Source organism: Pseudarthrobacter humi (assembly GCF_024294965.1).
Classification (GTDB): Bacteria; Actinomycetota; Actinomycetes; order Actinomycetales; family Micrococcaceae; genus Arthrobacter; species Arthrobacter humi.
On the sequence record NZ_JANCLV010000010.1, the window covers coordinates 26,449 to 48,387 of the forward strand.

The window sequence follows — 21,939 nt, forward strand, 5'->3', positions numbered from 1 at the left end:
CGGGAATCGGTCACGTCTAGTCGAGTTTCTGCCAATCCCCGGCCGCCCACTCCAGGAGCCGCTCCAGGGGCCAGGTGGTCACAATGCGCTCCGCGGGAACGTTGTTGTGCGCGGCGCGGGCCGCCCCGTACTGGAGGAAGTCGAGCTGGCCCGGAGCGTGGGCGTCGCTGTCAATCGAGAACAGGCAGCCGGCGTCGAGGGCCAGCTGGATCAGGTCATCCGGAGGGTCCTGCCGCTCGGGGCGGGAGTTGATTTCCACCGCCACGTTGGATTCTGCGCACGCCGCGAAGACCTTGCGGGCATCGAAGTCCGATTGCGGCCGCGTGCCGCGGGAGCCTTCCACCAGGCGTCCGGTGCAGTGGCCCAGCACGTTGGTCCGGGGGTTCTGGATACCCTGGAGCATCCGCCGGGTCATGGTGTCACGGTCTGCCCGAAGTTTCGAATGGACACTGGCCACCACAATATCCAGCCGCTCCAGCATGTCCGGCGACTGGTCCAGTTCGCCGGTTTCCAGGATGTCCACCTCGATGCCGGTCAGGAGCCGGAAGCCGTCCTTTTTGCCGTCAATTGCGGCGGCGTTGATGGCGTCCACAACGTCGAGCTGTTCGGTCAGGCGTTCGGCGCTGAGCCCGTTGGCGACGGTCAGGTTGGGGGAGTGGTCCGTCAGCGCCAGGTACTCGCGGCCCAGCAGTCGCGCGGCGTCTGCCATGAGCTGGATGGGGGAGCCGCCGTCGGACCAGTCGCTGTGGCTGTGGAGGTCGCCGCGGAGTGCTGCGTGGAGTTCGGCCCCGCCGTCCGCCAGGGGCGCCGCGCTGCGCTGGCGCAGGTCCTCAAGGTACTCGGGCACCTCGCCGTCCACGGCCTGCCGGACCACCTGGTAGGTCCTGTCGCCGATGCCCTTCATGCTTTTGAGCCTGCCGTCCCGGGCCCGGGACGCCACCTCGGATGGATCAAGTCCGGCGATGATCCCTGCCGCCTTCCGGAAAGCCTGGACCTTGAAGGAGGCAGCGCGTTCGCGTTCCAACCAGAAAGCAATTTCATTGAGTGCGGCGACGGCATCCATCTGTCCATCTTCGCCTGTATCGGCCACTTCGGTCAGGGGTCTGCAGGCCGATTTTGAGTTATTCCCGCCGAGGCCCTATAGTTTTAGAGTCCAGTTCGGAGCAACTGCAAAAGACAAGACTGAGAGCCGAGGCTCGAAGCCTTTTATTTTGTGCCGAACGGGTTCTGGCCCCCATCGTCTAGCGGCCTAGGACACCGCCCTTTCACGGCGGCGGCACGGGTTCGAATCCCGTTGGGGGTACGCAAGGAACTGGTCTGGCAGGCTGAAAAGGTCTGGTAAGCTGGAAGCCTTGAAAAAAGCGGTAGCGATGCCGCGAAGCAAGAAAATCAAGGCCCTGTAGCGCAGTTGGTTAGCGCGCCGCCCTGTCACGGCGGAGGTCGCGGGTTCAAGTCCCGTCAGGGTCGCTCTGATTGCCGGAAGAAATTCCGGCGGTCAAGGTGACATGTCACCAAGGCTCTGTAGCTCAGTTGGTAGAGCGTTCGACTGAAAATCGAAAGGTCACCGGATCGACGCCGGTCGGAGCCACCACTGGGAAGCATCAGTTCTTCGGAACTGGTGCTTTTCTTCTTTAACCGCATCATCGATGACGAGGCTGCCTCCGGCCTGCGACGCGCACTCTCGCCTGCGACGCGCAAGCGGCCCCGCGACGCGCAAGCGGCCCCGCGACGCGCAAATGCTCCTTCGACGCGCATATTCGAGTGTCGTCATGGTTCTTGCGAGTCGGTGGCGAATTTGCGCGTCATAGCGGAAGCCCGCACGAGGCCGCCTGACCGCCGGGCCGAGCACGCGGCGTTCTGAAAGTTCTTCAGACGATGTGCTCGTTTTCTCCACGTGGGACGACGGCGACCCCGGCACCCGCTGTACCGGAGCGGGCGGTACGCGGGAGATTCGTACACGCCGCGCCAGCTGCGCCAGCTGGATTGCGGGACGCAGGGTGGTCCTGCGTGATGATCCTGCCGCGCGGGGCGACCCGCGACTACGAAGGGGAACGGACCTTGCGCTCCGCCCCGGAACTCGACGGAGCCCCACCGAGGAGACGGACATCGAGGTGGGCCGCGCCGCCGGAAGCAGCCGGGGAATCCTGGCTGCGGCTGGACCGCTCGGGCAGCAGCCTGGACCATTCTGTGGACGCGGAGGGGCGGTCCGGACCGCAAAGCTTCCCGGCTGCAAACTCCACCTTCGGGCCCCCGTGGACCGCTCCGCCGTCGAGATTTTCGCCAACGGCAAGCCCCTGACCCGCCCGGCACCCCATCGCTTGCTCCCCACAGGATCCCTCGCCTCACAAGTTCGGCCAGGGAACCCGGCCGGCGTGGGCCCACAGCCCTTTTGGGGCTTCACAACGGCCGTTACGGAGCAACTGATGGGGAAAAGCAGGCAAACGGCACGTGAATCTTCTCACCAAAAGAGATTCGAACCGAAACATTTGACGCTGGCAAACCAATGTGTCACGCGCGCGCAATCAGAAATGTAAGCGCTTGCATTAAATGTCTGACATGTGGCATTTCGGTCGTGAAACACGGTTTGGCAGGCCCTCGCCGGGTGCCTAGCGTAGAGGCGGGCCAGGGAAGAGATATCGTTCCTGGCCTTGAAACGGGGCCCTACCCAAGCCCCGTTCACCTCGACACAACGGCGTCCTCGATGACGCCTGTTGCGTCGTCGGAGCTGCCGGAGTTTCGGGGAACAGGGCACCTGCCCGTCTTCCACGAATAGTTTCAACTCCGCGAGAAGAGCAAAACATGCACAAGCACCCCCAACCTGTCCGGATGCTGCGGTGGCGCCCTGCCGCCGCGGCACTGGCTGCAGCCGTAGTGGCGTCGGTCTTCCTGGCCGTTCCCTCGGCGCAGGCCAACGAGCCGGCTGATCCGCCGGCCGCGCAGCAGATGCCGGCTCCCACCCCGGGCTTCCCCCTGCCCAGCACGCACAGCCAGCAGGCCTATGACCCGGCGTCGGACTTCACCTCGAAGTGGACCCGCGCGGACGCCAAGCAGATCATGGCCCAAAGCGACTCCACAGTGGCGCCCGGCGTGAACTCCATGAGCCCGGACGTCACCATGCCGGAGATCCCCGAAGACTTCCCCACCATGAATGACGACGTCTGGGTCTGGGACACCTGGTCCCTCACGGACGAAAACGCGAACCAGATCAGCTACAAGGGCTGGGACGTCATCTTCTCCCTCGTGGCCGACCGTGACGCGGGCTACGGCTTTGACCAGCGCCACTGGAACGCCCGGATCGGCTACTTCTTCCGCAAGACCAACGCGGACCCGGCCACGGACAAGTGGAACTACGGCGGACACGTCTTTGCTGACGGCGCCTCCATCGGCAACACCGAATGGTCCGGTTCCACCCGCCTGATGCAGGGCAACCACGTCAACGTCTTCTACACGGCCACCACGTTCTACGATGTGGCCGAGCGGAACGCCGGCGGCGGCGGCATCGCCCCTGACGCTGCCATCGCCAAGGCGCTCGGCAACATCCACGCCGACCAAAACGGCGTCACCTTCGACGGTTTCACGCACACCAAGCTCCTTGAGCCCGATGGCGAGATGTACCAGAACAAGGCCCAGAACCCCGGCTTCGCCTTCCGCGATCCGTACACGTTCGAGGACCCGGCACACCCCGGCAAGACCTACATGGTCTTCGAAGGCAACACCGGCGGCACCCGTGGAGAATACGAGTGCAAGGCCGAGGACCTCGGCTACCAGCCGGGAGATCCCAACGCCGAGAACCTCAACGAGGTCAACAGCTCCGGCGCCTACTACCAGACCGCCAACGTAGGCCTGGCAGTGGCGGACAACAAGGACCTGACCAAGTGGTCCTTCCTGCCGCCCATCCTGTCCGCGAACTGCGTCAACGACCAGACGGAACGCCCGCAGATCTTCATCCAGAACGAAGGCGGCAAGAACAAGTACTACCTGTTCACCATCAGCCACCAGTTCACCTACGCGGCCGGAATGCGCGGCCCCGACGGCGTTTATGGCTTCGTTGGTGACGGTGTGCGCTCCGACTACCAGCCGATGAACAACAGCGGCCTGGCCCTGGCCTCGCCGACGGACCTGAACCTGCCGTCCGAATCCCCGGAAAGGCCAACCCCCAGCCAGAATGGCCGGCAGTTCCAGGCCTATTCGCACTACGTGCAGCCGGGCGGCCTCGTGCAGTCCTTCATCGACAACGTGAACGGTGTCCGCGGCGGATCCCTGTCACCCACCGTGAAGATCAACTTCCGCGACGGGATTTCACAGGTTGACCGCACCTTCGGCCAGAACGGCCTTGGTCCGTTCGGCTACCTGCCCACCAACCTCAACGTCGGCGGTGCCGGCCACTACAAGTGACCGGCATTACCGGTGACCGGCACCAGCAGTAGCCAACACCTCCCCTGACCGGGGCGAAATCAGTAAACGGGGACGTCCGTGACATTCACGGGCGTCCCCGCCTCAAATTTTAGGATCCCCATGCTTTTCTTCACCGCTTCCCGGCCGCACCTGAGCAGCCCGGACAGACGCAGGTCCAGCAGACCGGCCCTTTCCGCCGTCGTCGCCCTGCTCGTGGCGGTGACAGCCGCCGGCTGCACCCCTGATTCGCAGAACGTGAATCCCGACGCCGGGAGCCACCCTCCTGATGGTTCCTCGCAAGGTGCCGCCACGCCGTCGGCCGCTGATCCCTGGCGTCCTGCGGCGCACCTGACGCCGTCAAAGAACTGGATGAATGATCCCAACGGCCTGGTGTACGAAGACGGCACCTACCACGCGTTCTACCAGTACAACCCGAAGGGCAACGACTGGGGCAACATGTCCTGGGGCCATTCCACCAGCACTGACCTGGTGCACTGGGCGGAAGAACCGGTGGCCATGGAGGCCACGGAGACCGAGGAAATCTTCTCCGGCTCGATCGTGGTGGACACGGACAACACCTCGGGGCTGGGCAGCAAGGACCGGCCGGCCATGGTTGCCCTATATACGAGTGCCTACAAGGAAAATGCCCCGCTGCCCAAGGGCTCCCAGGCCCAGTCCGTCGCGTACAGCCTTGACCACGGCCGCACCTGGACGAAGTACCAGGACAATCCGGTGGTGGATCTGCAACCCTCTTCGCTGAACTTCCGCGATCCCAAAGTCACGTGGTACGAGCCGGGACAATACTGGGTCATGACCACCGTCGTGGCCGATGACCACGTGGTGAAGCTGTATAAATCCAAGGACCTGCTGCACTGGGACTTCCTCAGCGACTTCTCCGGTGTCGGCGCCCAGGGCGGACTGTGGGAAATGCCTGAACTCCTGGAGGTTCCCGTGGAGGGGACCAACGAACGGCGCTGGGTCATGCTCCTCAGCATCAACCCAGGCGGCATAGCCGGCGGCTCAGGGATGCAGTACTTCACGGGAGAGTTCGACGGCGTGACGTTCCGTGCCGAGGGTGCCGCCGGTCCGGACGCTCCGCTGCAGGACCATCAATGGGTGGATTACGGAGCGGACTTCTACGCCGCCACCACCATTTCCGGAGCCCCCGGCGGCAAGCCCGTCCTCTTCGGTTGGATGGGGAACTGGGACTACGCCCAGAAAATGCCCACCACCCCGTGGCGCGGTGCCATGGCAATTCCCCGCGAACTGACGCTCTCCGGTGGCAGCAGCAACGGTAACGACGACGGCGGCAGGCCCGCCTTGCGCTCGTCCATCGCCGCTGCCCCCGCTGCAGTTTTGTCCGGTGGAGCTGCCGCCGAGCGCCAGCTCACCGTCGCCGATGGCAGCAAGCCGCTGGGGGAGGACTTCTCCTCGAGGTCCCAACTCCTGGACGTGGAACTGACGCCGGACGGTGCTGCGGATGCCGGAATCAACCTGCGCGGGCTCAAGATCCTTTACCAGGCGCAGTCAGGCACGCTGACGGTTGACCGGTCCGCGGCAGGGACCTCAAACTTTTCGGACAAGTTCAGCCCCTACCACCAGGTGAGGGTGCCACTCGTGGACGGAAAACTGAAGCTGCGGATCCTGCTTGATACCTCCTCGGTGGAAGTGTTCGCCCCCGGAAGCGGCACTGTTGTCACAGACCTCTTCCTGCCCGACTGGTCCAACACTGACACGTCGGTGTTCAGCGAAGGCGGAAAGACCGGATTCACGCTGACTGGCCGGAAGCTGGCCTGACTCGCCACGGATTCCCGTGCGTTCCCACACGCAGGGGATAGGGTTGGGAACAACAGAAGGGGAAGTGTCTGATGGAATACCAGAACCCACAACCCGATGCGGGCGTCGAGCGCCAGCATGCTGCCGGCCAGCCTGCTGCCAGCCACCACGCCGCCAGCCCGGCGCCCGTACCCGGGCATGGCCGCACCGTGATCGCTGAGACCGCCGTGGCAAAAGTTGCCGGCATCGCTGCCCGTGCCGTGCCCGGTGTCTATTCCTTGGGCTCGGCTCCGTCGCGTGCGCTGGGAGCCATCCGGGACGCCGTCGGCAGTTCGGACCATGCGGCCGGTGTCCGCGCCGAGGTCGGCGAGACGCAGGTGGCAGTGGACATCAGCCTGGTGGCCTCCTACGGCACGCCCCTGCATTCGCTGGCCGATCAGGTCAGATCAGCCGTTTACCGCGCGGTCGAGGAACTCGTCGGCCTGCAGGTCATTGAAGTGAACGTCGAAATAACCGATGTCTACGTGGCGCCGCCGGCGAAGGTCGGAGCCCCTGCCGTCGCCGAGAGGGAGGCACTGCTGTGAATCTGACCGTTGTGGGTATCGCCATGGGCGCCTTCGTGGCGTTTATGTCCTTCCAGTTCGGGCTGTGGGGCTTCCTGGTCTCGCTCCTCTTTATGGCCATCGGCGCCCTCCTGGGCCGCGCTGCGGAAGGAAAACTGGACCTGCGCGGCGTCCTGGACGCCATCATCGGCCGGCGCTCCTCGTCATGACGTCAGCGGCACCGATCCAGGGCAGGGTCCTGAGCGGCCACAACCGCATCAGTACGCAGGCCCTGACCAGCCTTGCCAGGACGGCGGCCGCGGAAGCCCTCGGTGTGGATCCCCATGATGTCCGGGCGGACTGGACGGACGACGACGGCCTGCTGGCTTTGTCGCTGGTGTCACCTATCAGGATCCCCCCGCTGGCCACCGTGCTCAGGGACGCAGGCCGGGTCGCCGCATTCGGCGGTTCCATTTGGGACCGGACGGTTGATGCCAAAGCCAGGATCCTTTCGACGGTCACGGCCCTCAGCGGTGCCCGTCTGAGCAGGGTGGATATCCGTATCAGCGGCGTTAAGCCGATCGAGGGAGGCAGGGTCCAGTGAGCCGCGGAACAGTGGACGGGGACCTGGCGGATTCGAGGCCAACAAGCCGCGCCCGGGCCCAACCGCAACCTGACATGCGCAGGGTCCTTTACCGGGAAACCCATTCCACCCGGGCAGCGGTGGCAACAGTGGCGGCCGTCCTGGTAATGGGACTGGCCGGCTACGGTCTTCTCGAAGCGGCCGTGCACGCCATCGGACAGCCGGCTTGGCTGATCGAACCACAGTTGGCGGCGGAGCGCATCGTGGCACTTCCGGCGGGTATCCCGCCGTTGCTGCTCGGTGCCAGCGGCGCCGTGGTAGCGATGGTGGGACTGTTTTTCCTGCTCAACGCGATCCTGCCGGGAAGACGCGCCCGGCACGTGCTGAGCGGCACCGGAGCTTCGTCCGCAGTGGTGGTCGATGACGAGGTCATCGCCTCCGCCCTGGCGCGCAGCGCCCGGCTCGCCGCCAATGTCACCCCGGAACAGGTCATGGTGGTGGTGTCCCGGCGGCAGATCATCGTTAACGTGCGCCCCACCTCAGGGGTTCCCGTGGCCGAAGCGGCAGTGCTGGCCGCGGTCCAGGACGAACTCAGCGGGATGTCACTGGTCCCGCTGCCTGACGTCCGCGTCAACATTTCCACCGTAGGAGTGATTGGAGCATGACGGCCACACCCTCGCTCCTGAACAGGATCCTGCTGGGCATCCTCGGACTCAAGCTGCTCGCCGTGGGCATCCTGCTCGTCCTGCTGGCCACGGTTCCGCCCGTGGGAACCTGGTGGCATGGCTGGTCCGGATCGGCCTGGCGCAGCGTTAACCAGGCCTTCGACAATACCCGCTTTCCGGGACGTCCGGAAAGCTGGCTCTGGATTGTGATGGCGCTTGCACTGGTGGTTCTGATCGGCCTGATGGTCGCCTGGATCGCGCAGCAGGGCAAAGGCCGGACCAATTTGCTGGTGGCCGAGTACGATCCCGGGACAGTAGCCGGGGATGTCCGGATCAGCGGTGGAGTAGCGGAACAGGCGTTGAAGCACGCCTTGGCTGAACGGCCCGATCTGGCGGGTGCGACGGTGGCAACATACGATGTCCAGGGCAGTCCTGCCCTGAAAATCCGGCTCCAGCCGCGCCAGGGCGTGGCGCCGCATCTCCTTGCGGCCGAGGTCTCCGCCCTGGTGGACGCCTTGGACCAAGTGGTGGGAAAACAGACACCCGTTCTGATTCACATTGGTGCCGGGGCCAGGACACGGTTCAGCCGGGCTGAGCGTGTCCGTTAGTGTGATCCGGGGGACATCTGTTCGTGCCGATGCCGGCGGACATCGCCTGGCAACGGGCCACCACCACTGTCCGGATCGAATATCCGGGGAATCAAGGGGAACACCATGAGCGAGCAAGTAACTGGCAGCGGAGCGGTAAACGAAGGCGCGGCAGAAAAGGCCAAGGAATTCGCTGGCGACGCTGTGGAGAACGTGAAGGAATTCGCGGGCGAAGCTGCAGAAAACGTCAAGGAGTTCCTCGACGGCGACGTGGCTGAGAATGCCAAGGAACTCGCTGGCAATGTTGCTGAAAACGCCAAGGAACTGGCAGGCAGCGTGACCGAGAACGTGAAGGGCTTCGGGGCGAAGATCGCCGGTCTGTTCAAGGGCGGCAAGTAGGCCCAACCATGGGTATGCCCCACGATGCCTAAAGGGCGCCGCGCTCCCCGGGGAGCGCGGCGCCCTTCTCTTGTGTGCCCTTTGTGGGCATAGTCGCATGTCGAAGCCGTCTCACGGTCCCGGAAACATCACTGAAGCGTCCAAACTCCTGTTGACAGGGCCAAGATATCCTTTCGGACACAACCGCGTGTAAACGCTTGCATTCCTTGCCGGGGCCTGATTAGTGTGTGATTCATACCACGTGAAGATGTCGGTCACCTTAGTCTCACCTGTTGAAGTTCTGTAACTCACCGAGGAGTCCTCAGCATGAAAAACCGCAAATACCTGCTTCCGGTTGCTGCCACCGGAATTCTGGCCCTGTCACTGGCTGCATGCAGTTCCGGCGGCGGGGGCGGCACCACCACCACTAGCGATTGCTCCGCCTACTCGAGCTACGGCAAGCTCGACGGGAAGACCGTCTCCGTCTACTCCACCATCGTGGACACGGAAGCCACGAACCTGGAAACCGCGTTCAAGCCCTTTGAGGACTGCACCGGAGCCACCATCAAGTACGAGGGCAGCAAGGAATTCGAGACCCAGATCGGCGTCAGGGCGAAGGCCGGAAACGCCCCGGACGTCGCGATCTTCCCCCAGCCGGGACTTATGGCCGATCAGGCCAAGGCCGGGAACCTGAAGCCGGCGCCCAAGGCGGTCTCGGACCTGGTGGACAAGAACTGGTCCGTTGACTGGAAGAAGTACGGCACGGTTGATGGCGTTTTCTACACCGCGCCGATGCTGGCAAACGTCAAGGGCTACATCTGGTACGCCCCGAAGACGTTCAAGGACAAGGGCTGGCAAGTTCCCAAGACCTGGGATGAGATGATGACGCTATCCAAGAAGATCGCAGATGACGGCGCCATGAAACCGTGGTGTGCGGGCTTTGAGTCCGGCGAGGCCACCGGCTGGCCGGGCACTGACTGGGTGGAGGACGTAGTCCTTCGCGCCCAGGGCCCCGAAGTCTATGACCAGTGGGTCACGCACGCCATTCCATTCAATGATCCCAAGATCGTGGATGCGTTTAACAAGACCGGCGAGATCCTCCTTGACTCCAAGTATGTCAACGGCGGATTTGGCGACGTTCGTTCAATCCTGACCACGGGCTTCGCTCAGGCAGGCCAGCCTGTCCTGGATGGCCAGTGCGCCATGCACCACCAGGCCAACTTCCAGGCAGCCAACTGGCCGGAAGGCACCGCTGTTGCCCCTGACGGCGATGTGTGGGCCTTCATGGCACCGCCCATTGACGCCAGCAAGGGCCAAGCCATCACCGGCGGCGGCGAGATGGTGGGCGCTTACAAGGACACCCCGGAGGTCCAGGCTTTCCTGACCTACATGGCCAGTGCCGACTTCGCGAACAACCGCGTCAAGCTCGGTGGGGCGATCAGCGCCAACAAGGGACTGGACCCGGCCAGCGCCCAGACGGAACTCGACAAGCAGTCGATCGCCCTGCTGCAGGATCCCAAGACGGTCTTCCGCTTCGACGGCTCTGACCTGATGCCGGGCGCAGTAGGCTCGAACTCCTTCTGGAAGGGCATTGTCGCCTGGATCAATGGCACCCCTGCCCAGCAGGTTGCCGACAGCATCGAAGGCAGCTGGCCCAAGAGCTGACCTCCTTCGCACCGCGCCCTTGGGACTTAAAGTCCCAAGGGCGCGGTGTCGATCCCGAACGAATTGATCCACGCACACCACGGAGGTTGGGCAATGGAGTTTCTTGGAGGAAAGTTTCTTCAAGTTTTTATCGCTTTGGCGGTTTTTGCCGCGCTAATTGGGCTGATTATGCTGATTGTGGACAGGGCTCCCAAATCAGTTAAAGACAAACTGACGATCGCTGGCTTTTTGGCGCCGGCGGCAATCCTGATGCTGGTCGGCCTGGTGTATCCAGCCGTGCAGACGTCGATCCTGGCATTCACGAATGCCTCCGGACAACCAAACGGAGTCGATAACTTCGTCTGGATGTTCACGCAGCCCGAGGCGCTGGTGACGCTGCGCAACACCGTTATTTGGACGGTGCTGGTACCGTTCCTCTCCACCGGTTTCGGCCTCGCTTACGCTGTATTCATTGACAAGGCCCGTGGCGAAAAAGTGCTTAAGGCCCTGGTCTTTATGCCAATGGCCATCTCATTCGTGGGCGCCGGTATTATCTGGAAGCTCGTCTACGACTACCGCGGCCCCGGCATCGAACAAACAGGCGTTATCAACGCCGTGCGCGTCATGCTGGGAATGGATCCCAAGCAGTTCCTCCTGGATGCCCCGGAAAACACTATCTTCCTCATCATCGTGATGGTTTGGATCCAAACAGGCTTTGCCATGGTGATCCTCTCTGCTGCCATCAAGGGCGTTCCGATGGAACTGGTTGAGGCAGCGCGCCTCGATGGCGCCAATGCCTGGGAGCAGTTCCGAAACGTGACCGTTCCAGGCATTCGGGGGGCCTTGGTGGTGGTGCTGACAACGATCACCATCGCGACGCTCAAGGTCTTCGACATTGTCCGCACCATGACGGCGGGCAACTACGACACCTCAGTGGTCGCCAACGAGATGTATACGCAGGCCTTCCGCGCCGGCGAACCGGGCAGGGGCGCAGCACTTGCCCTCATCCTGTTCCTCCTCGTCCTGCCAATCGTGGTCTACAACGCCCGCGTACTCCGTCAGCAAAGGGAAATCCGATGACCGTCATGCCAGCGCCGGATGAGGCGGCCAACACTTCCCGGACCCAGTCACGCAAAGACAAGGGCCGTCCCGCGACGCCGGAGGAGTCCGAGCCGATCATGCGGCGGGTCAAGACCAAGCTGACCTCACGATGGGCCACCGCGGCCGCCGTGATCATTGCGACGATCTGGACAGTGCCCACGTTCGGTCTGCTGGTGTCCTCGATCCGTCCGGCGGCCAAGCAGGTGGGCCCGCGTTCGGATGGCTGGTGGAACTTTTTTACGGACTGGGATTTCACCTTCAAGAATTACGTCGACGTCACGGCAGCGGCGGGATCGCAGTCGGCAAACCTTTCGCAATACTTCGTTAACTCCCTGGCGATCGTTATCCCGGTAACCGTCTTTGTCCTGGTGCTCGCTTCCATGGCGGCCTACATGTTCGCATGGGGCAACTTCAGGGGGCGCGAATGGGCGTTCATCATTGTGTTCGCGCTGCAGATCATCCCGCTGCAGATGGCCCTCATTCCGCTGCTGACGCTGTTCACCCAGGTGCTTCAGATTCCGCCGGGGTCCTATACCCAGCTCTGGATCGCCCACACGATGTTCGGGCTCCCGTTGGGTATCTTCCTGCTGCATAACTTCATCTCGGAGATCCCGGGCGAAGTCATCGAGGCCGCGAAGGTGGACGGGGCGGGCCACACCACCATTTTCTGGCGGATCATCCTGCCGTTGTCGGTGCCGGCTTTGGCGTCGCTGGCCATCTTCCAGTTCCTGTGGGTCTGGAATGACCTGCTCGTGGCCCTGGTGTTCTCCGGTGGAACAGCGGACGTAGCGCCCATCACCCAACGGCTCGCTGAGATCTCGGGTACCCGTGGCAACAGGGACTACCTGAACCCTGCGGCCGCGTTCGTGTCGATCATTGTGCCGCTGGCTGTGTTCTTCGGCCTGCAGCGCTACTTTGTCCGTGGCCTCCTGGCCGGCGGCCTCAAGGGCTGACCGCACGCAAGGGGAGGCAGGCAGGTAACACTGTGACGTCGGGCGGCCCGCAACCTAGCATGGCTTGGGGGCAACTGCATAGCGGAAATTAGGTTTGAACCCATGAGGGGAAACGGTGGCACGCATGGCTGAGAGGTCTCAACGGGGTGGCCACAGCGGCGTCAGCATTGAGGACGTGGCAGCAGCGGCGGGCGTCTCCACCGCCACCGTTTCCCGGGCCGTGCGCGGGCTTCCCAGGGTTTCGCCCGCCACCAGGGAGAAGATCCTCGAGGTGGCGGGTGCTTTGGGTTATGTGGCGTCGTCGTCGGCGTCAGGTTTGGCCACCGGCCGCACCAAGACCATTGGCGTCCTGGCACCGTTCGTGAGCCGCTGGTTCTTCTCCAAGGCCATCGAGGGCGCGGACCGAGAACTTCACGCCCGCCACTACAATCTTTCCCTCTTCAACCTGGGCGGACACGGCAGCAACCGGGAACGCCTGTTCAGCAAGACCATGGTTTACAAACAGATTGACGCCCTGCTTGTCCTTTGTATGGCGCTCAGCCATGAGGAACTGGACCATCTCCAAAAGATTGATATACCGCTGATCGTGGTGGGCGGCCACGTGGAAGAATGCGCGTACGTCGGCATCGACGACTACGCCGCAGCGTCCACCGCCGTACGGCACCTGATCGACCTCGGCCACCGGGACATTGCCCTCCTGCACGGCGACGACGAAACGGACCTTAACTTCGACGTTCCCCGCGTGCGGATCCTGGCTTTCAAGGACGTTATGGCAGGAGCGGGGCTGCCCACCCGCCCCGAGTGGGACGAATGGGGCGATTTCACGGTCCGCAGCGGCCAAGAGGCATTCCGGCGCCTCTGGGCCCAGCCCGGCCCGAAGCCGACCGCCATCTTTTGCGCCTCCGACGAAATGGCCATGGGAGTCATCTTCGAAGCAGCACGCGTGGGCGTACGGGTCCCTGAGGACCTCTCGGTGGTGGGGATCGATGACCACGATTTCGCCGACGCGATGGGCCTGACCACCGTGGGACAACGTCCCGACGAACAGGCCGAGCTGGCTACCAAGATGCTCATCGACGAACTGGACGGCACGGTCGGGGCGGTCCGATCCGCCGTCGCGCCCCACCAGCTCATCATCAGGCGTACGACGGCGCCGCCTCCTTCCTGAGGCGTCGCGGCGTGGCATGGGCCGGGATGCCGCGGCTAGGACGCCGGGTTCAGGACGCCGGGTTCAGGATGCGCGGGCGAGCTGCCGGATGGGAATCCAGCGGGAAGCCAGCCTGCGGTAGGCCGCCGCGGCGCCCGTCATGTCGCCCTCCGCCAGGCATTCGATGCCCAGCCGGATGTCCATGGGCGACTCGTCCGGGTACACCTTGTCCGCCACGGCGCCGTAGTCGAGTTCCACCATGGAATTGACGTGGAACAGCTCCAGCCATTCGGTCAGCTGCGCGAGGTCGTCCAGCATGTCCAGGTCCGGGGCCGCCAGCGCCAGGTGGGCCACGGCGTACCGTGCCCGCTCCATGGCTTCGGTGATGGGAGCCCACACCCTGACGGTGAGGATGCGCCCGCCCGATTCCACCACGTCCTTGTGGTCGCCTTCCATAAAAAGTGAGAACCAGCTGAAGGGGATGCCCCACGTGGAGGCGCGGGTATGCACACGGATGGCGCCGTCACGGGCTTTGACCTGGTCAATGCGTTCCTGGTGCTTGTCCCGCTGCTCTTCCGGAATCAGCATTTCGGCCAGCGGGCCGTGGATGCCTTCCATGAGGGCATTGGCTGCGAGGCCGGCCCGCAGGACCAGCTGGCTGGGGCAGTACAGCAGGACGCGCCCGGACCCAGCGTCACGCCCACTGTCGACCCCTGCGTCAGGCCCAAGGCCGGAACCGGTGCCTGTCCCGGTACCCAAGCCTGGCTCGGCAGCGTCACCCGGGCCAGCGGCAGCACCGGCGTCGGACGTTCCTGGCTGCGGGGTCCGCCCGGGGGGTACACCGGGAATGCTGGTGACCCGGACCAGGTCCGTCCGCCCGGTGGGGAAGGGGTCCCCGCCGGAGCGGGTGATCCGGCCCAGCGAGGCCAGCAGTTCGGCGTTTTCGACGGCGGCCCGCGAGGCTGTACGGGCACCGGCGGTCCTGATGGCCTCCCGCTGTCCTTCCGGGAAGGCTTCCAGCGGTTCGTAGACGCGCAGGGTGGAGGAGAACGGCAGCCCGGCCTGACCCCGGTAGAGGTTTCCCGTCATTACAGTCTCCCTTCCTGGGCCCCGGCCGCAGCCATCAGTCAGCCAGTTCCACCAGAACGGGGGCGTGGTCCGAGGCGCCCTTGCCCTTGCGTTCCTCGCGGTCGATCGACGCGCCCGTGACGCGGGCCGCCAACGCGGGGGAGCCAAGGACAAAGTCAATGCGCATGCCCTCCTTCTTGGGGAAGCGCAGCTGGGTGTAATCCCAGTACGTGTACACGCCGGGACCGGGCGTGTACTCGCGTGCCACGTCCTTGAATCCGGCCTCTTCAAAGGCGTGGAACGCAGCGCGTTCCGGCGGGCTGACATGGGTGTACCTGTTATTGACGAAAAGGTCGATGTCCCAGACGTCCTCGTCGAACGGCGCAATGTTCCAGTCGCCCATGAGGGCTACCTGAGCTGTCGGGTCGGCGGTCACCAGGCCCTGGGCGTGGGTCTTCAGGGATTCAAGCCACTTGATCTTGTACGGCATGTGTTCGTCGTCCAGGGAGCGGCCGTTGGGCACGTAGAGGCTCCAGACCCGGACGCCGCCGCAGGTCGCGGCCATGGCGCGGGCTTCCTGGACGGGGTCCTTGCCTTCTTTCCCGAACGGAGGCTGGTCCAGAAAGGTGCGCTCGACGTCTTCCAGGCCTACCCGGGATGCGATGGCCACGCCGTTCCACTGGTTCACACCGAAGTGGGCCACCTCATAGCCCATGCGTTCGAACAGTTCCCAGGGGAAGTTTTCGTCCTTGCATTTGGTCTCCTGGATGGCCAGGACGTCGCAATCGCTGCGCTGCAGCCAGGCCTCCACACGGTCGGCGCGGGCACGGAGGGAGTTCACATTCCAGGTAGCAATCTTCACAGTCCCTAACTTACCGAACTTGTTGCCCGGAGGCGTTGCCGTGGCCGGAACGTGCCTGCGAAGACGGGGCACTATGGCGCGGACACGCCGTCGAATCGCGTTTCGAGGGTCCAGATCGACGTCAAAGTGGCCCGGGACGGTGTGCCGCAACCAATACCGGCCACGGCGGCAGCGTGTGCCACGAGGGTTTTGGGGCAGTCTGGAATTTAGTAGGAAGTCCGAGTATATTCGCTTGCAGAGATGACCTGGATCACATGCGAAGGAGCATTCCATCATGGTGCGCGAACTATCCCATTACGTAGACGGCCAGCGGGTGACCGGGACCTCCGGCCGCTTCAGTGACGTTTTTGACCCCTGCACGGGCCAAGTGCAGGCGCGCCTGCCCCTGGCCAGCGGGGAGGAGGTCCGGAACGTGGTGGCCGCCGCCGAGAAGGCGCAGGTCCAGTGGGGTGCCATGAACCCGCAGCGCCGCGGCCGGATCCTGCTGAAGTTTGTTGACCTCGTCAACGAGAATATGGACGAACTGGCCACGCTGCTCTCCTCCGAACACGGGAAGACCTTCGCCGATTCCAAGGGCGATATCCAGCGCGGCATTGAAGTGGTGGAGTTCGCGGCGGGCGCCCCCCACCTGCTCAAAGGCGAGTTCTCCGACGACGCCGGTGCAGGCATCGACGTCCACTCGCTGCGCCAGCCACTCGGGGTGGTCGCGGGCATCACCCCGTTCAATTTCCCGGCCATGATCCCCCTGTGGAAGTCCGGCCCGGCCCTCGCCGCCGGCAACGCCTTCATCCTCAAGCCCTCCGAGCGGGACCCCTCGGTTCCGCTGCGCCTGGCCGAACTGTTCACCGAGGCCGGGTTGCCGGACGGTGTGTTCAACGTGGTCAACGGGGATAAGGAAGCCGTTGACGCGCTGCTGGAAGATCCCCGCGTGAAGGCCATCGGCTTTGTGGGTTCAACGCCCATCGCCCGGTACATCTACGCCACCGCGGCCGCCCACGGAAAGCGCGCCCAGTGCTTTGGCGGGGCCAAGAACCACATGGTGATCATGCCGGACGCGGATCTGGACATGGCCGCCGATGCCCTGATCGGCGCCGGATTCGGTTCCGCGGGCGAGCGCTGCATGGCCATTTCCGTGGCCGTCCCGGTGGGGGAGAAAACTGCGGACGCATTGGTATCCAAGCTGACAGAGCGCGTGAAGCACCTGCGGGTGGGCCACAGCCTGGACAAGGACTCGGACTTCGGGCCCGTGGTGGCGGCGAGTGCCAAGGAACGGATCGAGGGCTACATCCAGTCCGGCGTGGACGAGGGTGCCACCCTGCTGGCCGACGGGCGCGGCCTCACGGTGGAAGGCTATAACGACGGCTTCTGGGTAGGCCCCACGCTCTTCGACCACGTCACCAAAGACATGAAGATCTACCAGGAGGAAATCTTCGGCCCCGTCCTCAGCGTGCTCCGCGCCGCCGATTACGACGAAGCCCTCCGGCTGTGCTCCGAGCACGAATTCGGCAACGGCGTGGCCATCTTCACCCGCGACGGCGACGCCGCCCGGGACTTCGCCAGCCGGGTGGAGGTGGGCATGGTGGGCATCAACGTCCCCATTCCGGTTCCGATTGCGTACTACACGTTTGGCGGCTGGAAAGCGTCCGGCTTCGGCGACCTGAACCAGCACGGCGCCGATGCGTTCCGTTTCTACACCAAGACCAAAACGGTCACCACGCGCTGGCCGTCCGGGATCCGCCAGGGCGCCAGCTTCATCATGCCGGAAGGCAGCTGATGACGGAGGTTCTGTTCGAGAAGCGCGGACACCTGGGCGTCATCACGCTCAACCGGCCCAAGGCCGTCAACGCCCTGAACGCCGGCATGGTGGACGCCATGCTGGCGCAGCTCACCGCCTGGGCGGACGACGACGGCGTGGCCACCGTCCTGGTGCGCGGCGCCGGTGAGCGTGGCCTCTGCGCCGGGGGCGACATTGTTGCGATCTACCGGGACATCCTCGGCGGCGGTGCGGAAACTGCTGACTTCTGGCAGAACGAATACCGGCTGAACGCCCTGATTGCCGCCTACCCCAAGCCCTATGTGGCCTTTATGGACGGCCTGGTGCTGGGCGGCGGCGTGGGAATCTCCGCGCACGGCTCCGTGCGGGTGGTCACCGAACGGACCCGGACGGGAATGCCGGAGACCACCATCGGGTTTGTGCCCGACGTCGGCGGGACCTGGCTGCTGGCGAGGTCACCCGGGGAGACCGGCACCCATGCCGCGCTGACCGGAGCCCACCTGACCGGGGCGGATGCGCTGTTCCTGGGCCTCGCGGACCACTTTGTCCCGTCGGGGAGCCTGCCGGAGCTGGCGGCCGCGCTCGAACACGAAAGTGCGGAAGCCGCCGTCGTACGTTTTGCCCAGAGCCCGCCGCCCTCCGGGCTGGAGGCGCAGCGCGACTGGATCGATGCCTCCTATGCCAGCGATGATGTGGAGGACATTGTCCGGCGGCTGCGGACGCTGGATGAGGTCTCGGCCGGCGCGTCGGGCGGGGAGCCTGCGGCCGTAGCGGCGGAGGCTGCCGGCACCATCGAGGCGAAGTCGCCTACGGCTGTGAAGGTGGCCCTGGAGTCCCTCCGCCGGGCCAAGGGACTGACGTTGGACGAGGCGCTGGCGCAGGAGTACCGCGTGGGGCTTCGGTTCCTGGTGGCGCCCGACTTCCGCGAAGGGATCCGGGCACAGGTGGTGGACAAGGACCGCGATCCGCACTGGAAGCCGGCCACGCTGCACGAGGTGCACGCGGCAGACGTAGAACGGTTCTTCGCGCCGCTGGGGGACCGGGAACTCAACCTGCACACAAAGGAGCCGGACAATGCCTGAACAAACCACCGTCGCTTTCCTGGGCCTGGGCCACATGGGTGGGCCCATGGCAGTGAACCTGGTCCGTGCCGGCTACACCGTGGCGGGCTTCGACGTGGTCCCCGCCGCCTTGGAAGCCGCCCAAACACACGGCGTCCCCACGGTGGCCAGCCCGCTGGACGCCATCGCCGGTGCCGACGTGGTGCTGACCATGTTCCCCAGCGGACAGCACGTGCTGGACGCTTACCGCGGCGCGGAGGGACAGCCGGGCCTGCTGGCCGAGGCCACGCCGGGGACCATGTTCCTGGACTGCTCCACCATCAACGTTGACGAGGCGCGGGAAGCCTCCGCGCTCGCCATTGCGGCCGGCCACCGTGCCGTGGACGCCCCGGTCTCCGGCGGTGTGGTGGGTGCGGAAGCCGGCACGCTGACCTTTATGGTGGGCGGCGAAACAGAGGACTTCGAGGCGGTCCGGCCGCTGCTTGAGGTGATGGGAAAACGGGTGGTCCACTGCGGCGGGCACGGCGGCGGCCAGGCCGCGAAGATCTGTAACAACCTCATCCTGGGGGTCTCCATGATCGCGGTCAGCGAAGCCTTTGTGCTGGGCGAGAAGCTGGGCCTGACGCACCAGGCGCTGTTCGACGTCGCCTCCAACGCCTCCGGGCAATGCTGGGCCCTGACCACCAACTGCCCCGTGCCCGGACCGGTCCCCACCAGCCCCGCCAACCGCGACTACCAGCCGGGCTTCGCGGGGGCGCTGATGGCGAAGGACCTGCGGCTGGCGCTGAATGCGCTGGAAAGTACCGGGGTGGCGGCCCGGCTGGGACCGCTCGCCTCGGAAATCTACGATACGTTTGCCGCTGAAGGCGGAGCCGGCCGGGACTTCTCCGGAATCATCACCGATATCCGCGACAAATCACAGCACTAGCAGCACCTGCAGCGCTGGCAGCTCTGCAGCACCGGCAACACGCAAAAACAGCTGAAAGGTCAGGCATGACGGAGTACACGAACATCCTGGTGGAGCGGCGCGGCCGGGTAGGGCTGGTCACGCTCAACCGGCCGGAGGCGCTCAACGCCCTGGACAAGGCCACCATGGACCAGCTCGTGGCAGCCGTCACGGCCATGGACGAAGACCCCGGCGTGGGCGCGGTGGTGATCACCGGCTCGGCCAAGGCGTTCGCCGCGGGTGCCGACATCAAGGAAATGGCCTCGCAGGGCTACATGGACATGTACGCCGCCGACTGGTTCCGGGGCTGGGAGGACTTCACCCGGCTGCGGATCCCTGTCATCGCTGCCGTGTCCGGCTTCGCCCTGGGCGGCGGCTGCGAGCTGGCCATGATGTGCGATTTCATCATCGCCGGGGACAACGCCAAGTTCGGCCAGCCGGAGATCAACCTCGGTGTGCTGCCGGGCATGGGCGGTTCGCAGCGGCTCACGCGCGCCGTGGGCAAGGCCAAGGCCATGGACATGATCCTCACCGGGCGCTTCATCGGTGCCGAGGAGGCCGAACGCTCGGGACTCGTCTCGCGTGTGGTGCCCGCGGAGAATGTGGTGGAGGAGGCGCTGAAGGCTGCGGAGGTCATCGCGTCCAAGTCCAAGCCCGTGGCCATGCTTGCGAAGGAAGCCGTCAACGCGGCCTTTGAAACCGGACTCGCCCAGGGTGTCCTGTTCGAACGCCGGATCTTCCACTCCCTCTTTGCCAGCGAGGACCAGAAGGAAGGCATGGCCGCCTTTACGGAAAAACGGCAGCCCGAGTTCACCCACCGCTGACCGGTAATTACCGGGCAACCGACAGGGCTTCCCGGTGGGCGGCAACGTCTGCGGCCAGTTCCTCCGCCATCAGATGGTTGTTGATCACGACGGCGGTCCACGCACCAGCCGCCGCGGAGGCCAGAACCTGCGCACGCATGTCCGTCACGTTGCCCGCCGCCCACACCCCGGGGACAGCGGTGGCGCCGTCGGCATCGGTCTCCAGGACGTCCCCTATCCCCATCGGATGCGGTGCCGGCTCGAGGCCAAGCCCGGCGAAGGCGCCCAGCCGTGCGCGCACCTGGGGTCCCACCACTACCGCGTCCACGGCGATCTCGGGTCCGCCGGCCAAGGCGACACCGCGCAGGACGTCCTGCCCCACCCGCAATGATTCAACGGCGCCCGCCACCACCCTGATGCCCCGGGCGGCCAGCTGCTCCAGCTCGTCGTCGGTGGGCAGGGTCAGGTCGTTCAGGAACAGGGTGATGTTGCCGCTCCACTGCCGGAAGAGCAGGGCCTGGTGCACGGACCAAGGCCCGTTGCCCAGGATGCCGATGGCCTGGTCCTGCACCTCCCAGCCGTGGCAGAACGGGCAGTGCAGCACATCCCTGCCCCAGCGCTCGCGGAGCCCGGCAATCCCCGGCAATTCGTCCACCAGCCCGGTGGTGATCAGCAGGCGGCGCCCTCGGATCACGCTGCCGTCCGCCAGTGTCACGGAAAAACCGTCGGCCGCATTGCCCGCAGCGGCAACAGCCTCACCCTCCACTATCCGTGCGCCGTAGTGCTCGGCTTCGGCACGCCCGATCCTCAGGAGCTCGGCGGGGCTGACACCATCGCGGGACAGGAATCCGTGGACCCCCTGGGCGGGGGCGTTGCGGGGTTCGCCGCTATCAACCACCACTACGGAACGGCGCGACCGGCCCAACATTTGCGCGGCACTCAGGCCGGCGGCCCCTCCACCGATGACCAGGACGTCGTGCGTGTTGTAATTGTCTGTTCTCATGCCTCCATGCTCCGCGGCACCTGCTCGGGGCGGCAAGAAAAGTTGCTGGAATGGCAAACTTGGCACATGGATGAAGAATTCGACGGCGTGCTGGCAGCGGTGGGGCCGCGGCTCAGGGCCCTCCGCCTCAACAGCAACACCACCCTGGCGGCCCTGGCCGAGGCCACCGGGATTTCGGTCAGCACACTTTCACGGCTGGAATCCGGGCAGCGCCGCCCCAATCTGGAGCTGCTGCTGCCGCTGGCCAAAGCGCACCGGGTCCCGCTGGACGAGCTGGTGGGGGCTCCCGCCACGGGCGATCCCCGCCTGCACCTGCGCCCCATGGTCCGCCGCGGCATGACCATCATCCCGTTGACGAGGCGGCCCGGCGGGATCCAGGCCTACAAGCACATCCTGCCGGCCGGCGCGCCGGATCAGCCGGACCCCCAGGTCCACGAGGGGTACGAATGGCTGTATGTGCTCAACGGCAAACTCAGGATGGTCCTGGGCGGCCAGGACCTGGTGATGGGGCCCGGCGAAGCGGCCGAATTTGATACCCGGGTGCCCCACTGGTTCGGCCGGGCGGACACCGAAGCGGTGGAGTTCCTGAGCCTCTTCGGAACCCAGGGCGAACGCATGCACGTCAGAGCCAAGCCGCGCTCCTAGACCCGT

Annotated in this window: 21 protein-coding genes and 3 tRNA genes; 20 read left to right on the forward strand and 4 right to left on the reverse strand. The window is 65.0% G+C overall.

What is annotated here, in order from left to right:
- Positions 1–16: 16 nt before the first annotated feature.
- On the reverse strand, positions 17–1,063 hold the full coding sequence (locus NFC73_RS14375) for a PHP domain-containing protein (protein WP_254751281.1): 1,047 nt from the start codon (positions 1,061–1,063) through the stop codon (positions 17–19).
- Positions 1,064–1,230: 167 nt separating this feature from the next.
- On the opposite strand from NFC73_RS14375, the gene NFC73_RS14380 reads away from it, so the two are divergent.
- The 15 genes from NFC73_RS14380 to NFC73_RS14450 all read left to right on the forward strand — a co-directional run bounded on the left by NFC73_RS14380 (position 1,231) and on the right by NFC73_RS14450 (position 13,792).
- Positions 1,231–1,303, forward strand: a tRNA-Glu gene (locus tag NFC73_RS14380).
- A 90-nt stretch (positions 1,304–1,393) separates the two neighbouring features.
- Positions 1,394–1,467, forward strand: a tRNA-Asp gene (locus tag NFC73_RS14385).
- Positions 1,468–1,515: 48 nt separating this feature from the next.
- Positions 1,516–1,591: transfer RNA gene (locus NFC73_RS14390), tRNA-Phe, on the forward strand.
- 1,208 nt (positions 1,592–2,799) lie between these two features.
- A complete protein-coding gene (locus NFC73_RS14395; protein WP_254751283.1) occupies positions 2,800–4,395 on the forward strand; it encodes a glycoside hydrolase family 68 protein in 1,596 nt (531 codons plus the stop codon).
- 120 nt (positions 4,396–4,515) lie between these two features.
- Complete coding sequence (locus NFC73_RS14400; RefSeq protein ID WP_254751285.1) at positions 4,516–6,192, forward strand: glycoside hydrolase family 32 protein; 1,677 nt, start codon at positions 4,516–4,518, stop codon at positions 6,190–6,192.
- A 71-nt stretch (positions 6,193–6,263) separates the two neighbouring features.
- A complete protein-coding gene (locus NFC73_RS14405) occupies positions 6,264–6,755 on the forward strand; it encodes an Asp23/Gls24 family envelope stress response protein (RefSeq protein ID WP_254751287.1) in 492 nt (163 codons plus the stop codon).
- Positions 6,752–6,943: a hypothetical protein gene (locus NFC73_RS14410; RefSeq protein WP_111907359.1), complete on the forward strand. Its 192-nt coding sequence runs from the start codon at positions 6,752–6,754 to the stop codon at positions 6,941–6,943. Before NFC73_RS14405 ends, NFC73_RS14410 begins: the two co-directional genes overlap by 4 nt.
- Positions 6,940–7,317: a hypothetical protein gene (locus NFC73_RS14415; protein ID WP_254751289.1), complete on the forward strand. Its 378-nt coding sequence runs from the start codon at positions 6,940–6,942 to the stop codon at positions 7,315–7,317. The genes NFC73_RS14410 and NFC73_RS14415 overlap by 4 nt, the downstream gene beginning before the upstream one ends.
- A 74-nt stretch (positions 7,318–7,391) precedes the next feature.
- Positions 7,392–7,961: a DUF6286 domain-containing protein gene (locus NFC73_RS14420; protein ID WP_254751426.1), complete on the forward strand. Its 570-nt coding sequence runs from the start codon at positions 7,392–7,394 to the stop codon at positions 7,959–7,961.
- Positions 7,958–8,569, forward strand: a complete 612-nt coding sequence (locus NFC73_RS14425; protein WP_254751291.1) for a hypothetical protein — start codon at positions 7,958–7,960, stop codon at positions 8,567–8,569. The genes NFC73_RS14420 and NFC73_RS14425 overlap by 4 nt, the downstream gene beginning before the upstream one ends.
- A gap of 105 nt (positions 8,570–8,674) precedes the next feature.
- The gene (locus NFC73_RS14430; RefSeq protein ID WP_254751293.1) at positions 8,675–8,947 is read left to right on the forward strand and encodes a hypothetical protein; all 273 of its coding nucleotides are present in this window, start codon (positions 8,675–8,677) and stop codon (positions 8,945–8,947) included.
- Between the two features lie 306 nt (positions 8,948–9,253).
- A complete protein-coding gene (locus NFC73_RS14435; RefSeq protein WP_254751295.1) occupies positions 9,254–10,591 on the forward strand; it encodes an ABC transporter substrate-binding protein in 1,338 nt (445 codons plus the stop codon).
- 93 nt (positions 10,592–10,684) lie between these two features.
- Complete coding sequence (locus tag NFC73_RS14440) at positions 10,685–11,650, forward strand: carbohydrate ABC transporter permease (RefSeq protein ID WP_254751297.1); 966 nt, start codon at positions 10,685–10,687, stop codon at positions 11,648–11,650.
- Positions 11,647–12,624, forward strand: coding sequence for a carbohydrate ABC transporter permease (locus tag NFC73_RS14445; RefSeq protein WP_254751299.1), 978 nt, complete (start codon positions 11,647–11,649; stop codon positions 12,622–12,624). The genes NFC73_RS14440 and NFC73_RS14445 overlap by 4 nt, the downstream gene beginning before the upstream one ends.
- A 115-nt stretch (positions 12,625–12,739) precedes the next feature.
- Complete coding sequence (locus NFC73_RS14450) at positions 12,740–13,792, forward strand: LacI family DNA-binding transcriptional regulator (RefSeq protein WP_254751301.1); 1,053 nt, start codon at positions 12,740–12,742, stop codon at positions 13,790–13,792.
- 63 nt (positions 13,793–13,855) lie between these two features.
- Here the strand turns inward: NFC73_RS14450 and NFC73_RS14455 are convergent, their stop codons facing one another.
- Together NFC73_RS14455 and NFC73_RS14460 are read right to left on the reverse strand one after the other, a co-directional pair.
- Entirely contained in the window at positions 13,856–14,860 is a 1,005-nt protein-coding gene (locus NFC73_RS14455; RefSeq protein ID WP_254751303.1) for a DUF8083 family protein, read from the reverse strand.
- A 34-nt stretch (positions 14,861–14,894) separates the two neighbouring features.
- Positions 14,895–15,701, reverse strand: a complete 807-nt coding sequence (locus NFC73_RS14460) for an exodeoxyribonuclease III (RefSeq protein WP_254751305.1) — start codon at positions 15,699–15,701, stop codon at positions 14,895–14,897.
- Between the two features lie 274 nt (positions 15,702–15,975).
- Between NFC73_RS14460 and NFC73_RS14465 the strand changes: the two genes are divergently transcribed.
- The 4 genes from NFC73_RS14465 to NFC73_RS14480 all read left to right on the forward strand — a co-directional run bounded on the left by NFC73_RS14465 (position 15,976) and on the right by NFC73_RS14480 (position 20,306).
- The gene (locus NFC73_RS14465; RefSeq protein WP_254751306.1) at positions 15,976–17,475 is read left to right on the forward strand and encodes a CoA-acylating methylmalonate-semialdehyde dehydrogenase; all 1,500 of its coding nucleotides are present in this window, start codon (positions 15,976–15,978) and stop codon (positions 17,473–17,475) included.
- Positions 17,475–18,557 carry an enoyl-CoA hydratase/isomerase family protein gene (locus tag NFC73_RS14470; RefSeq protein ID WP_254751308.1) on the forward strand — a complete coding sequence of 361 codons (1,083 nt, stop codon included), beginning with the start codon at positions 17,475–17,477 and terminating at the stop codon, positions 18,555–18,557. Before NFC73_RS14465 ends, NFC73_RS14470 begins: the two co-directional genes overlap by 1 nt.
- Entirely contained in the window at positions 18,550–19,464 is a 915-nt protein-coding gene (gene mmsB, locus NFC73_RS14475) for a 3-hydroxyisobutyrate dehydrogenase (protein WP_254751310.1), read from the forward strand. Before NFC73_RS14470 ends, mmsB begins: the two co-directional genes overlap by 8 nt.
- 65 nt (positions 19,465–19,529) lie before the next feature.
- A complete protein-coding gene (locus NFC73_RS14480) occupies positions 19,530–20,306 on the forward strand; it encodes an enoyl-CoA hydratase (RefSeq protein ID WP_254751312.1) in 777 nt (258 codons plus the stop codon).
- A gap of 7 nt (positions 20,307–20,313) precedes the next feature.
- Here the strand turns inward: NFC73_RS14480 and NFC73_RS14485 are convergent, their stop codons facing one another.
- Entirely contained in the window at positions 20,314–21,288 is a 975-nt protein-coding gene (locus NFC73_RS14485) for an NAD(P)/FAD-dependent oxidoreductase (RefSeq protein WP_254751313.1), read from the reverse strand.
- Positions 21,289–21,354: 66 nt separating this feature from the next.
- Here NFC73_RS14485 and NFC73_RS14490 point away from each other — a divergent pair, with 66 nt between their 5' ends.
- Positions 21,355–21,933, forward strand: coding sequence for a helix-turn-helix domain-containing protein (locus tag NFC73_RS14490; protein WP_254751315.1), 579 nt, complete (start codon positions 21,355–21,357; stop codon positions 21,931–21,933).
- The last annotated feature ends 6 nt before the right edge of the window (positions 21,934–21,939 follow it).